Consider the following 13,529-nt stretch of genomic DNA (forward strand, 5'->3'; position numbering starts at 1 on the left):
CGGGACAGGACAGGACGGACGGGCCGGCCCGGTCCCGCGGCGGGACCGGATCACCGGCCGCCCGCGGGGGCGGTGGTCGCCTTCAGGGCGAGCCACAGCTCCATCCGGACGTCCGGGTCGTCCAGCGAGCGGCCCAGGATCTCCTCCACCCGCCGCATCCGGTAGCGCAGGGTGTGGCGGTGGACCCCCAGGTCCGCGGCGGCGGCGTCCCACTGGCCGTGCCGGGAGAGCCAGGCGCGCAGGGAGTCGACGAGATCGCCGCGGCCCTTCACGTCGTGCTCCCGCAGCGGCCGGAGGGTGCCGTCGGCGAAGGCGCGTACGGCGTCGTCGGCGAGCAGCGGCAGGACGGAGCCGGCGGCGAGCTCCTCGTGCTCGACCAGGGTCCTGCCCCGGCGGCGGGCGACGGAGAGCGCCTGTTCGGCCTGCTTGTACGCGGCGGACGCCCCGATGGGGCCGGACGGGGCGGACATCCCCACGACCACGTCGGCCTCGTCGGGACCCGGCTCGTGCACCGGGCGGTCGTCCGCGGCCCGGGCCTGGGACACGCAGGCCGCGGCGGCGGCGCCACCGTCGACGGCCAGCACCACCAGGCGCCCGCCCTCGGGGACCATGAGCAGGGCCTCGCCGGAGCGGGAGGCGGCGGCCTCCATGGTCTCCGCCAGCGGTTCCGTCCCCGAGGGGGCCGCCGCCTCGGCGATCAGCAGCCGGAAGGGGGCGTCCAGGAGCCCGCCGTACAGGTCCCCGGCGACGGCCCGGGCGTGGTCGGACTCCCCCGCGAGCAGCATCCTCAGGACCGCGGCGCCCAGGCGCTGCTCGGCGCCCTGGAGCGCGCGGGAACGGGCCGTGGTCAGCGTCAGCAGGGCGACCGCGGAGTGCACGGCGTAGCGCTCGGCCGTGCCGAGCGCCGCCCCGGTCCCGACGGCCAGCGCCCCGCGGTTGCCGCGGCCGGTGCCCAGCGACTGGAGCTCGACGCGGTCGTCGCCCTCGCTGTCGCCGACGACCACGCTGGCCGGGCCGGGACGTTCCCGCAGCCGCTCCACCTCGGGGCCGAGCCGTGCCGCACGGCGGGCCGCCCAGTCGGGCGCCGCGGCGACGACCGAGCCGGCGGAGTCGTACAGCGCGGCCCATCCGTCGACGTGCGCGGCGAGGCGGGTGAGCAGATCCGCGGGGCCGTCCCCGGCGACCGCGGCCCGGGTCAGCTCCCGCTGGGCCTCGAACCCGGCCGTCACCGAGCGGTACTGGTCCGCGGCGATCGCCCCGGACACCGCCTTGCTGATCGCGAGGAACGGCGTGCGCCGGGGCACTTCGAGGAGCGGCAGCCCGGCCTCCTCGGCGGCGTCCACGAGCGCGGGCGGGATCTCCTCGTAGGTGACGCCCACGCCGAAGCCGATCCCCGCGACCCCGGCGCCGGCCAGCCGGCGCACGTACCGGCGCATCGTCGCCGGGTCCCGGGCGTCGAGGTTGGTGGCGGTGACCAGGAGCAGTTCGCCGCCCTCCATGTACGGGACCGGGTCGGCGAGCTCGCTGGCGTGCGCCCACCGCACGGGCGTGCCGAGCCGGTCGGCGCCGGCGCGGACGGCGAGCTTGAGCGCCGGGTGCTGGACGAGCGAGGCGAGAGTGGGTGGCATGGGACCGCCGGACCTCTGGGAGTCGATGGCGCCGCCCGTGCGGACGGCTCGATGGGACCGCCCTGCCCGGACGGCTCACCATGCGCCGCCCCGTACAGACGGCCGGTCCGATTCTGCCAGGGCGGCGGGGTCCTCGTAACCTCGCGCTCAGCCGTCCAGCGTGACCAGGAGCGGGGGCGCGTGCTCCCCCTCGACGTTCGTCAGCGACAGGACCGCGTGCCCGGCGGGCACCTGGTAGGCGAGCTCGGAGGCGGACCAGCGCTCCCGCTCGACCCGGCGCACGGTGACCGCGTCCCGGGTCACGGCCTTGCCGGTGACCAGCTTGCGCAGGCCGTGCAGGGCGCGGGTGAAGGGCTGGTCCGCGAAGACCGCGTGCTGGGCGACCTCACGGGTCTCCACCCACTCCTTGCCCCAGACCTCGGCGAAGCGCTTGCCGTCCCAGGTGGTGATCCCGCTGAAGGCCATGCAGCAGCCGACCGCGCCGAGCAGCGCGGTGTGCAGCGCCTCGGGGACGTCGTCGACGGTCCGCAGGGTGAGGAGCGCCCCGGCGTTGACCGACCGCAGGCGGCGGACACCGCGCACGGTCTCCGCGGTAACGGTGTGCGTGGCGTCGTCCAGGACCAGGCAGACGAAGAGCGAGCGGTCGGTCCGGGCGGCGGTGATCGCGGTGAACTGGGCGAGGACGAGCCGGGCGAGCAGCCGCGACGCCTCGGCGTGGGTCCGCTCGGGGAGGTCGATCCTGACCCGGAGCGGCAGGTGCCCGAGGGAGCGCAGCGAGAAGGGCCGGGCCTGCTCCCCGGTGGCGAAGAACGGTGCGAACGCCGGCCGGTCGAGCAGGGCGACACGGTCGGCGAGCACCGGCCCCGGGTCCCCCGCGGCGCCCCGCTGGCGGGTGCGGGCGTCCAGCTCGCGCAGCATGTCCCGGTGGCCGCCGGCGCCGAGGGCCTCGCGCAGCGCGTCGACCGCCGTGCCGTCGCCGTCCAGCAGTTCGCGGAGCTCGCGCACGCCCGGGAAGTGTCCGTGGACGGCGCGGTAGGGACCGAGGAGCTGGGCGAGGACGGTGGCGGCGCGCCGGCTGTCCAGGTGGGTCACGTCGCCGACGAGTCCCTCGGCGAGCACGCCCGCCGCCTCGTCGGGGTCGGTCGTGCCGCCGTAGAGGTCGAAGTCGTGGGCGGAGGCCGGGTCGCCGATCCGCACCACGACGTCGAACGCCTCGTCCGGGCCGAGTTCGCCCCCCGGTCCGCCGACGGCCAGGACCGCGGCCCGGCCGGCGAGCGCCTGGAGGGAGAGGGTCTCGACGACCGGCCGGACCAGCCGTGCGGACTTGCCGGCTCCGGGCGGGCCCACCGCGAGCAGCGAGGTGCCCAGCAGCGCGGGTTCCAGGGCGATGCCCGAACCGCGCCGGGCGTAGGGGTTGCGCGGGTCGTCGGTGCAGCTGCCGATGCGGACCTGCCCGGTGAGCAGGTCGTGCCGGACGGTGCGGCGCGGCAGGTCCCGGGCGCCCGAGGGGTGGAGGGCGGCGGCCCCGCCGGTGCGCAGGACGGCCTCGGTGAGCGCGGCGAGGTGCTCCGGCCGGCCGCGGCCCGCGCTCCAGGCGTGCCGCAGCCGCGCCACGTCGACGTCGTTCATCCGGCCGGTGCGGACCTCGGCGGTGAGGGCCTCGGCGGCGTCCCGGGCGCCCGCCTCGCGGAGCTCCGGCCACTGCTCGGGGGCGGGGGCGTCGGGCGGCGCGGCGGGGGTTCCCGGCGGGGTGGCCGCGTCCGTGCCGCGCCGGGCGGCGAGTGCCTCGCGCCAGCGGCCGAGGCGGGCGAACGGCCAGAGCACGCCGAGGGCGATCAGGGCGTAGAGCACGTTGACGACGCTCTGGCTCTGGTAGATCTCGCCGCCCGCGACCGAGGCGACGAGGATCAGGACCGGCCGGACCAGGGGGACGGCGTCCTTCCAGACGAGGAGCTCGGCCAGGGCCCCGCCGGCCGCCGCGGCCAGCGCGAGGAAGGGCTGTCCCCGCCCGGCGACGTGCCGCCGGAAGATCTCGGACCAGTTGCCCAGGCGCCCGCAGCCGTAGACGAGGAGGCCGAACAGGACGGCCTCGTAGACGGTGAGGGCGTCGGCGCCCTCGATGGTGCGGGGTCCGCCGAAGGTACCGGCGTACCACCAGTCGGCGGGGGTGAACAGCTTCAGCGGAACGAGCCGGTAGGGGATGTAGCCGTTGCGCCAGAGGGACCACACGAGCAGTCCGCTGAGCACGGAGATGAGCACCCCGACCAGCAGCGAGCGGTCGGACACCCCCTCGGGCCGCTCGGGCGGGCGGGGGGTGTGCCCGTAGCGCCACACGCCCGGTTCCCGCACGGGGCGCGGGGTCCGCAGCCACTCCTCGACCCCGGGGCCCGCCGCGGCCGGCCGGCGGGGGTGCGGGGCGTACGTGGGGGGCGGGGGCGCCGCGGGCGGCGGCCCGGCAGGGCGGGGCACCCGCTCCGCGCCCGTGCCCCGTGCGTCGTACGTGCCTTCGGTGTCCATGAACCGCTGCCCCCTGACCAGCCAGGTCCCGCCTTCTGCACCGGCCAATCTAGTGCCCGGGCACCGGGAGTTCAGCCAAGCGGCCGTACGGCCGCTCGGAGTCGGTGCGGGCGGGTGCCCCGGCGGCCGGGCGGGGCACCTGTCCGCGGCGGACAAGGACACGCCCCCACCACTCCCGATCGGAGCATGACCGCTGCCCGCGCCCGCCCCTAGCCTGCAGAAACAGAAGCGTCCGAAACACCCCCAGGAGCCCCGCATGTCCGACATCCCGCAGGAGCGCCGCCTCGTCACCGCCGTCCCCGGCCCGAAGTCGGTGGAGCTGCAGGCCCGCCGTGTCGCGGCGGTCGCCGCCGGTGTGGGCTCCACGCTGCCGGTCTTCACCGCCCGGGCGGGCGGCGGAATCATCGAGGACGTGGACGGCAACCGGCTGATCGACTTCGGTTCCGGCATCGCCGTGACCTCGGTGGGCGCGTCCGCCGAAGCGGTCGTGCGCCGGGCCTCGGCGCAGCTCGCCGACTTCACCCACACCTGTTTCATGGTCACGCCGTACGAGGGGTACGTCGAGGTCTGCGAGCAGCTGGCCGAGCTGACGCCGGGCGACCACCCGAAGAAGTCCGCGCTGTTCAACTCGGGCGCCGAGGCCGTCGAGAACGCCGTGAAGATCGCCCGTGCCCACACGAAGCGGACCGCGGTCGTGGTGTTCGACCACGGCTACCACGGGCGGACGAACCTCACGATGGCGCTGACGGCGAAGAACATGCCGTACAAGCAGGGCTTCGGTCCGTTCGCACCCGAGGTGTACCGGGTGCCGGTGGCGTACGGCTACCGCTGGCCGACCGGCCCGGAGAACGCCGGTGCCGAGGCGTCCGCGCAGGCCATCGACGAGATCACCAAGCAGATCGGCGCGGAGAACGTCGCCGCGATCATCATCGAGCCGGTCCTCGGCGAGGGCGGCTTCATCGAGCCGGCCAAGGGCTTCCTCCCGGCGATCGCGCGGTTCGCCGAGGAGAACGGCATCGTCTTCGTCGCGGACGAGATCCAGTCCGGTTTCTGCCGCACCGGCCAGTGGTTCGCCTGTGAGGACGAGGGGATCGTGCCGGACCTGATCACCACGGCCAAGGGCATCGCGGGCGGCCTCCCGCTCTCCGCGGTGACCGGCCGCGCCGAGATCATGGACGCCGCCCACGCCGGCGGACTCGGCGGGACCTACGGCGGCAACCCGGTGGCCTGCGCGGGTGCGCTCGGCGCCATCGAGACGATGCGCGAGCTGGACCTGAACGGCAGGGCCCGGCGCATCGAGGAGGTCATGAAGGGCCGCCTCGCCGAGATGCGGGCGAAGCTGCCGAACGGTGACGCCATCGGGGACATCCGCGGCCGCGGCGCGATGATCGCGATCGAGCTGGTGAAGCCGGGCTCCAAGGAGCCCGACGCGGCCGCCGCCGGTGCGCTGGCGAAGGCCTGCCACGCCGAGGGCCTGCTGGTGCTGACCTGCGGCACCTACGGCAACGTCCTGCGCTTCCTGCCGCCGCTCGTCATCGGCGAGGACCTGCTGAACGAGGGCCTGGACATCCTCGAACAGGCATTCGCTCAGCTCTGACGCGTGCGAGTCGCCGGGGCCCCGGGCGGTGTCCGCCGGAGCGGTGGACGGGGCCCCGGTGAGGGCGTGTGAAGAAGGTGTGGGAGGGCCATGGCGGGATACCGTTGCCGCTTCCGGTGCCCGCTCCCCCTGACGTACGGTCTTCCCAGATGAGAGAAACACCCCGCTCGCAGGGGACTGCGGGCGATGCCGGTACGGAGCTCCCCCCGCGCCGTACCGGCCGTGCCATCGGGCACACCGCTGGGGCCTCGCGCCCCGGAACTCCTCACCGATCGGACGGCCGCCCGCCCCACACCCCCCGGGGCGCGCGGCAGCCCGGTCCGACCGGCCACCTCGGAACAATCCCCCCTGTTCCCCGGTGGCCGGTTCTTCTCGTTCCGGCGGCCGTCGCGCTGTCCGCGCTCCTCCTGGTGATCACCTGGCAGGTGCTGGCCGACGGCCCGCTGCTGGTTCCCGACGAGCGGCTCGGCCTGGAGCTGGCGGGGCGCGGTCCGGCCGGCCTCGCCGATCTCTTCGCCGACCTGGGCAACCCGGAGGTCGCCGCCCCCGTGGCGGCGGGCGCGGCGCTCGTGGCCTGGCTGCGCGGTGCCCGGCGGGCCGCGCTGTACGCGGTCCTGACCGTGGCGGCCGTCCCGGCGCTCGTCGTCCCGCTCAAGCTGTGGACGGACCGTCAGGGGCCGCTGACGGAGGCGACGGGCTACTACCCCTCCGGGCACACGACCACGGCGATGGTGGCGTACGGGGCCGCGGCGCTGCTGCTCGCCCCGTACCTGAAGCGGTCCTGGGTGACGCTCGTCGCCGCCGTCCTGCTGACGGCGGCGACGAGCGTCGGTCTGGTGCTGCGCGGCTACCACTGGCCCCTGGACGTCGTGGCCGGCTGGTGCCTGAGCGGGGTGCTGCTGCTCGCCCTCCGGGCGGCCGCGGGACGGCCTCAGCGCCCGAAGTAGGCGTCGAAGTTCTTCGCGAACTCCCCGTTGCCGAAGCGGTCCCAATTGATCGACCAGGCCATCAGGCCGCGCAGGCCGGACCAGGTGCCGTGGGTCCGGTAGGAGCCGCAGGCCGCCTCCGCCTTCTTCGTCAGGCAGTCGAGCGCCTTGGTGACCTCGGCGGGCGAGGTGTGGCCGTTGCCGGCCTGGGTGGACGCCGGGAGGCCGACGGCCACCTGCTCGGGGCGCAGCGCGGGGAAGACCCTGGCCGGGTCGCCCGCCACCGGGAAGCCGGCGAGCAGCATGTCGGTCATGGCGATGTGGAAGTCGGCGCCGCCCATGGAGTGGTACTGGCCGTCCAGGCCCATGACGGGGCCCGAGTTGTAGTCCTGGACGTGCAGCAGGGTGAGGTCGTCGCGCAGGGCGTGGATGACCGGCAGGTAGGCGCCGGCGCGCGGGTCCTGGCCGCCCCAGGGGCCGGAGCCGTAGTACTGGTGGCCGAGCTGCACGAAGAAGGTCTCGGGGGCCATGGTGAGCACGAAGCCGGCCCCGTACCTGGCCTTGAGGGACTTCACCGCGGAGATCAGGTTGACGATGACGGGGGTCGTCGGGCTGCGGAAGTCGGTGTCGCCCGTGGCGAGGGACAGCGAGTGGCCCTCGAAGTCGATGTCCAGGCCGTCGAGTCCGTAGGTGTCGATGATCGTGCCGACGGACCTGACGAAGGCGTCGCGGGCGGCGGTGGTGGCGAGCTGGACCTGCCCGTTCTGGCCGCCGATCGAGATCAGCACCTTCTTGCCCGCCGCCTGCTTGGCCTTGACGGCGGCCTTGAACTCGGCCTCGCTCTCGACGTTCGGGCACTCCGCGACCGGGCAGAGCGAGAAGCGGATGTCGCCCGAGGTGACGGACGTCGGCTCGCCGAAGGCGAGGTTGATGACGTCCCACGAGTCCGGCACGTCGGCCATCCGGGTGTAGCCGGAGCCGTTGGCGAAGCTGGAGTGCAGGTAGCCGACGAGCGCGTGGTCCGGGAGACCGTCGCCGGCCGCTCCGCCGCCGCCGGCGGCCGTGGTGACCTGCACGGCCGCCGATCGTGCCGACTCGCCGGCGGCGTTCACCGCGGACACCTGGAAGCGGTACGCGGACGACGCGGCCAGCCCCGTCACGGTGGCCGAGGTGCCGGTGGTGTCGAGGACCTTCACACCGTCGCGGTGCACGCGGTACCCGGTGGCTCCGGCGGACGCGGTCCAGGACAGCGGGACGGACGACGCGGTGGCCGTGCCGGCCCGCAGGCCGGTGGGGGCGGCGGGCACGGCGACGGGGTCCACGCCGGGGCCGGTCAGGGTGAGGTCGTCGGCGTGGTAGGCGGGCGTGCCGTACCAGCCGTGGGTGTAGACCGTCACCGAGGTGGTCGTGGGGCCGGTCCGGAAGGTGGTGGTGAGCTGCCGGTACGCGTCGGCGGACTGGGTCCAGGTGGAGACGTCGGTGGTGCCGGTGCCGGAGGCCCCGAGGTAGACGTAGCTCCCCTGCACCCACGCGCCGAGCGTGTAGGCGGAGTCGGGCCTGACGCTCACCGTCTGCGAGCACCGGGCCTGGTCGCTGCCCGCCGGTGTCGCCCTCAGCGCCGAGGTCCCGCTGTGCACGGGCGCGCGGACGGCCGTGCCGCTGCCGCCGGTGCAGCTCCAGCCGTCCAGCCCCGCCTCGAAGCCCCCGTTGCGCGCCAGATCGGCGTCGGCCGCGCCCGCGGCCGGCGTCGTGGCGACGAGGGTGCCCGCGGCGAGCAGGGCGGCCGAGAAGGCGGCCAGGAGTCCGGAGAAGCGAACGGGTGGTCCGGTGCGTGCCACGACAGCCTCCGTGCAGGGGGTGAGCGAGCGATAGGGGCACAACATGGTCCAGACCAATAGGGTTGTCAAGACCTCTGACGGCACCTCACTCCCCGCCGCGCCCCCCGCGGGCCGCGGCCGCCTCGTGCAGGGCGAGCTCCAGGAGGCCCGCGTCGGTGAGCGCACCCGAGCCGTCCGGCGGGATCAGCCAGCGCACCCCGCCCACGGCGCTCCCCGGCCGGGGGACGACGATCCACGCCCCCGCGCCGATCCCGCGGATGCCCGTGCCGAGCCAGCGGGCCGCCGTCCCGGGCGGGACGAAGAAGCCCATCCGGGACTCGCCGAAGTCCGCGAGGACCGGGCCCGGCCTGTCGAGGAGCCGGGTGAGCACGTCGAGCGTCGGATGGCCCAGCTCCCCGGGCACGACCAGCACGTCCCAGCGTTTCCCGGCGGGCAGCAGCGCCATCCCCCGGGGGTTGCGCGCCCACTCCCTCCGTACGGCGCCCGGATCCGGTGCCGCCGATGCGAGCCATACGACCGCGGATGTCGTCCCCGTGCCGGTCATGGAATGCCTTCCTCTCCCCGTGGGCACCGGCAGGGTCCTGCCGGTGCGGTCACGGGAGAGAGCGGGCGGGACCCGGATCATGACGCGGTTCCGGCGGCCGGCCGTACGTGACCCGGGTCACTCCGGGCGGTCCGGGGCGCCGGCTCCGGGCGGCGGCCCGGCGATCAGCTGTCGAAACCGAGTCCCAACCGGTCCATGGTCCGCAGCCACAGGTCGCGGCGGCCGCCGTCGCGGTCGGCGCGGGCGAGGGACCGCTTGGTCAGCTCGATCCCCGTCCAGGCGAGGGGTTCGGGCGGGAAGGGCAGCGGTTTCGAGCGCACCAGGGCGAGCGCGGTCCGCTCGGTCTCCCGGCCGGCCAGCAGGTCGAGCATGACCTCGGCGCCGAAGCGGGTGGCGCCGACGCCCAGTCCGGTGTACCCGGCGGCGTACGCGACCCGTCCGCCGCGGGCCGTGCCGAAGAAGGCGGAGAACCGGGAGCAGGTGTCGATCGCGCCGCCCCAGGCGTGGGTGAAGCGCACCCCGGACAGCTGGGGGAAGTACGCGGCGAACTGCCCGGCGAGTTTCAGGAAGGTCTCCGGGCGCTGGTCCAGCGCGGGGTCGAGCCGCCCGCCGTACGGGTACACGGCGTCGTAGCCGCCCCACAGGATCCGGTTGTCCGCGGAGAGCCGGAAGTAGTGGAACTGATGGGCGCTGTCCCCCAGTCCCTGCCGGTTGCGCCAGCCGACCGAGGCCAGCTGCTCCGGACCGAGGGGCTCCGTCATCAGCGCGTAGTCGTAGACCGGGACCGTGTACGGGCGCACCCGTCGCACCAGCGACGGGAACACGTTCGTGCCGAGCGCCACGTGGCGGGCGAAGACCCTGCCGTAGGGCGTGCGCACCGCCGTGCCGGCGCCCGACCGGGCGAGGGCGAGACCGCGGGTGTGCTCGTAGATCCGTACGCCGAGGCGGAGGCAGGCCGCCTTCAGGCCCCAGGCGAGCTTCGCCGGATGGAGCAGGGCGACGCCGTGCCGGTCCAGCAGCCCGCCGAGGAAGAGCGGCGAGTCGACCTCGGCGCGCACCTGGTCCCGGTCCAGGAACTCCAGCCCCCCGAGGCCGAGTTCCTCCGTCCTGCGGTGCCATGCCCGCAGTTCGTCGAGCTGGTGGGGCTGGGTGGCGACGTCGATCTCGCCGGTGCGCTCGAAGTCGCAGTCGAGGGAGTGGCGGGTGACGGCCTCCTCGACGGCGTCGAGGTTGCGCGCGCCCAGCGCCTCCAGCCTCCGGATGTCACCGGGCCAGCGCTCCAGGCCGTTGGCCAGGCCGTGGGTCAGCGAGGCCGCGCAGAACCCGCCGTTGCGGCCGGAGGCGGCCCAGCCCGCCTCGTCGCCCTCGATGAGGACGACGTCGCGCCCGGGGTCGCGCTCCTTCGCGATCAGCGCGGTCCACAGTCCGCTGTAGCCGCCGCCGACGACCAGCAGGTCGCAGTGTTCGTCACCGGTCAGCGCGGGACGGGCCGCGGGCCTTCCCGGGTCGTCGAGCCAGTAGGACAGGGGCCGCGCGTCCGCGAGCGATCGTGCGGCCGTGCGCGTGGCGTCGGGGGCCATGGTCTCTCCTTCGGGTTCTACCGTGCCGCGTCGCTCCGGCGCCGGTGCGCGACGAACTGACCGGCGAGGACCACCGCCACCGCGATGACGAACATCGCCGTGCCGATGACGTTGATCTGCACGGGCGTGCCCCGCTGGGCCGATCCCCAGACGAACATCGGGAAGGTCACGGTGGAGCCCGCGTTGAAGTTGGTGATGATGAAGTCGTCGAAGGAGAGCGCGAAGGCGAGCAGCGCCCCCGCGGCGATCCCCGGGGCGGCGATCGGCAGGGTCACCCGGACGAACGTCTGCACGGGGCCCGCGTACAGGTCGCGGGCGGCCTCCTCCAGCCGCGGGTCCATCGACATCACCCGCGCCTTGACGGCGGTCACCACGAAGCTGAGGCAGAACATGACGTGCGCGATCAGCACGGTCCAGAAGCCCAGCCGTGCGCCCATGTTGAGGAACAGGGTGAGCAGCGAGGCCGCCATGACGACCTCGGGCATCGCCATCGGCAGGAAGATCAGGGAGTTGACCGCGCCGCGGGCCCGGAAGCGGTAGCGGACCAGGGCGAAGGCGATCATCGTGCCCAGGGCGGTCGCGCCGAGGGTCGCCCAGAAGGCGATGCGCAGCGAGAGGGAGAGCGAGCCGCAGAGGTCCGCGACGCCGCAGGGGTCCTTCCAGGCGTCCAGGGAGAACTCCTGCCAGGCGTAGTTGAAGCGCCCCTTCGGCCGGTTGAAGGAGAACACCATCACGACGGCGTTCGGCAGGATCATGTACGCGAGGGTCAGCAGTCCGGCGAGCACGACCAGGTTCCGGCGGATCCATCGGAGTACGGGCATCAGACCAGGTCCTCCGTGCCGGAGCGGCGGATGTAGACGGTGACCACGAGCAGGACGACCGCCATGAGGATGAACGAGAGCGCGGCCGCCGTGGGGTAGTCCAGGACCCGCAGGAACTGGGTCTGGATGACGCTGCCGACCATCTTGGTGTCGGTGGAGCCGAGCAGTTCCGCGTTGACGTAGTCGCCGCTCGCCGGGATGAACGTCAGCAGCGTGCCGGAGACGACCCCGGGCATCGACAGCGGGAGCGTCACCGTGCGGAACGTGGTCGCGGGCGTGGCGTACAGGTCGCCCGCCGCCTCGTGCAGCCGGCCGTCGATGCGTTCCAGCGAGGTGTAGAGCGGCAGGATCATGAACGGCAGGAAGTTGTACGTCAGACCGCAGACGACGGCCATGGGGGTGGCCAGGACCCGGTTGTTCTCGGTCCAGCCGAGCCAGGCGGTGACATCGAGGACGTGCAGGGCGTTCAGCGCCTCCACGACCGCGCCGCCGTCCGCGAGGATCGTCTTCCAGGCCAGCGTCCGGATCAGGAAACTGGTGAAGAACGGGGCGACGACCAGGACGAGCACCAGGGTGCGCCAGCGTCCGGCCCTGAAGGCGATCAGGTACGCGAGCGGGTAGCCGAGCAGCAGGCACAGGAGGGTCGCGGTCCCCGCGTAGAGGAGGGACCGGACGAACTGCGGGTAGTACTCGGTGAGGGCGTCCCAGTACGTCCGGACGTGCCAGGTGACCTCGAAGCCCTGTTCCAGGGAGCCGGTCTGCACCGAGGTCGACGCCTGGTAGACCATCGGCAGCGCGAAGAAGACGAGCAGCCACAGGATGCCGGGCAGCAGGAGCCAGTAGGGCACGAGGCGCCTGCGGGCGGACGGCTTGCGGACCTCGGCCTTCGCGGGGTGCGCCGGTGGCGTCTCGGTGGCGCTCATGCCGCCGCTCCCGGGCCGTCCGCGCCGGCGCCCGCGGTGATGGACTGGGCCGCGTCGAGTCCGAAGGTGTGCCCGGGGCTCCAGTGCAGGACCACGTCGGCGCCCGGCACCAGCCGGCTGTCGCGCTCGATGTTCTGCTCGTAGACCTGGAGGGCCGCACCGGCCGGGCCCTCGACGACGTACTGCGTACAGACGCCGATGAAGCTGGAGTCGGTGATCCGGCCGGTGATCCGGTTGCGGCCGTCGGGTATCCGGTCCGCGTCCTCGGCGCGGGTCAGGGAGATCTTCTCGGGGCGGACGCCCACGAGGAGCTTGTCCCCGCTCCGGGCCGGGGAGGAGCAGCGCCCGCCGGGCAGGGCGAGCCGTCCGCCGCCGGCCGCGACCACGACGTCCGCCCCCGCGGACACGATCTGCCCCTCGATGAGGTTGGAGGTGCCGAGGAAGTTCGCCACGAAGGTGGTCCGGGGGTTCTCGTACAGGTCGGCGGGGGCGCCGAGCTGTTCGACCCGGCCGCCGTTCATCACCGCGACGGTGTCGGCCATCGTCATGGCCTCCTCCTGGTCGTGGGTGACGTGGATGAACGTGATCCCGACCTCGGTCTGGATCCGCTTGAGTTCGAGCTGCATCCGGCGGCGCAGCTTGAGGTCGAGGGCGCCCAGGGGCTCGTCGAGGAGGAGGACCCGGGGGTGGTTGATGAGCGCGCGGGCCACGGCGACGCGCTGCTGCTGCCCGCCGGAGAGCTGGTGGGGTCTGCGCCGGGCGAAGTCGCCGAGCTGGACGAGGTCCAGCATCTCGCCGACCTGCCGGCCCACGGACCGGACGCCCCGGCGGCGCAGCCCGAAGGCGACGTTCTCGCTGACGTCGAGGTGCGGGAAGAGCGCGTAGCTCTGGAACACGGTGTTGACGGGGCGTTTGTGGGGCGGCAGACCCGTGATGTCGGCCCCGCCGAGCGCGACCGTGCCGGTGGTGGCCTCCTCCAGGCCCGCGATCATGCGCAGGGTGGTGGTCTTGCCGCAGCCGGACGCACCGAGCAGGGCGAAGAAGGAGCCCTGCGGGACGGTCAGGTCGAGGGGGTGGACTGCGGTGAAGGAGCCGTAGGTCTTGCTGATGCCGGTGAGACGGACGTCGCCGCCCTCGGTCTGCTGCTGTGTCATG

10 protein-coding genes are annotated in these 13,529 nt (G+C 74.1%); 2 read left to right on the top strand and 8 right to left on the bottom strand.

The window, feature by feature from the left end; translation table 11 throughout:
* Positions 1-50: 50 nt before the first annotated feature.
* Both ABZ172_RS15870 and ABZ172_RS15875 read right to left on the bottom strand, forming a co-directional pair.
* Positions 51-1,628, bottom strand: a complete 1,578-nt coding sequence (locus ABZ172_RS15870) for a PucR family transcriptional regulator (RefSeq protein WP_356884291.1) — start codon at positions 1,626-1,628, stop codon at positions 51-53.
* 147 nt (positions 1,629-1,775) lie between these two features.
* A complete protein-coding gene (locus ABZ172_RS15875) occupies positions 1,776-4,145 on the bottom strand; it encodes an ATP/GTP-binding protein (protein ID WP_356884293.1) in 2,370 nt (789 codons plus the stop codon).
* A gap of 256 nt (positions 4,146-4,401) precedes the next feature.
* On the opposite strand from ABZ172_RS15875, the gene gabT reads away from it, so the two are divergent.
* Together gabT and ABZ172_RS15885 are read left to right on the top strand one after the other, a co-directional pair.
* Positions 4,402-5,742, top strand: coding sequence for a 4-aminobutyrate--2-oxoglutarate transaminase (gene gabT / locus ABZ172_RS15880; RefSeq protein ID WP_356884295.1), 1,341 nt, complete (start codon positions 4,402-4,404; stop codon positions 5,740-5,742).
* Positions 5,743-6,152: 410 nt separating this feature from the next.
* Positions 6,153-6,689: a phosphatase PAP2 family protein gene (locus ABZ172_RS15885; RefSeq protein ID WP_356884297.1), complete on the top strand. Its 537-nt coding sequence runs from the start codon at positions 6,153-6,155 to the stop codon at positions 6,687-6,689.
* Here ABZ172_RS15885 and ABZ172_RS15890 read toward each other — a convergent pair.
* From ABZ172_RS15890 to ABZ172_RS15915, 6 genes are all read right to left on the bottom strand, one after another.
* The gene (locus ABZ172_RS15890; protein WP_356884299.1) at positions 6,674-8,506 is read right to left on the bottom strand and encodes a glycoside hydrolase family 18 protein; all 1,833 of its coding nucleotides are present in this window, start codon (positions 8,504-8,506) and stop codon (positions 6,674-6,676) included. The two genes, ABZ172_RS15885 and ABZ172_RS15890, sit on opposite strands and share 16 nt — an antisense overlap.
* A gap of 85 nt (positions 8,507-8,591) precedes the next feature.
* Positions 8,592-9,050: a hypothetical protein gene (locus ABZ172_RS15895; protein ID WP_356884301.1), complete on the bottom strand. Its 459-nt coding sequence runs from the start codon at positions 9,048-9,050 to the stop codon at positions 8,592-8,594.
* Positions 9,051-9,214: 164 nt separating this feature from the next.
* Positions 9,215-10,630 (bottom strand): FAD-binding oxidoreductase, encoded by a 1,416-nt coding sequence (locus tag ABZ172_RS15900; protein WP_356884303.1) that lies wholly within the window; start codon positions 10,628-10,630, stop codon positions 9,215-9,217.
* A 17-nt stretch (positions 10,631-10,647) separates the two neighbouring features.
* Positions 10,648-11,451, bottom strand: coding sequence for an ABC transporter permease (locus ABZ172_RS15905; protein WP_356884305.1), 804 nt, complete (start codon positions 11,449-11,451; stop codon positions 10,648-10,650).
* Positions 11,451-12,374, bottom strand: coding sequence for an ABC transporter permease (locus ABZ172_RS15910; RefSeq protein ID WP_356884307.1), 924 nt, complete (start codon positions 12,372-12,374; stop codon positions 11,451-11,453). The genes ABZ172_RS15905 and ABZ172_RS15910 overlap by 1 nt, the downstream gene beginning before the upstream one ends.
* On the bottom strand, positions 12,371-13,528 hold the full coding sequence (locus tag ABZ172_RS15915; RefSeq protein ID WP_356884309.1) for an ABC transporter ATP-binding protein: 1,158 nt from the start codon (positions 13,526-13,528) through the stop codon (positions 12,371-12,373). Before ABZ172_RS15915 ends, ABZ172_RS15910 begins: the two co-directional genes overlap by 4 nt.
* Between the last annotated feature and the right edge of the window lies 1 nt (position 13,529).

Source organism: Streptomyces sp. NPDC006296 (assembly GCF_040613235.1).
In the GTDB taxonomy this organism is placed as follows: Bacteria; Actinomycetota; Actinomycetes; order Streptomycetales; family Streptomycetaceae; genus Streptomyces.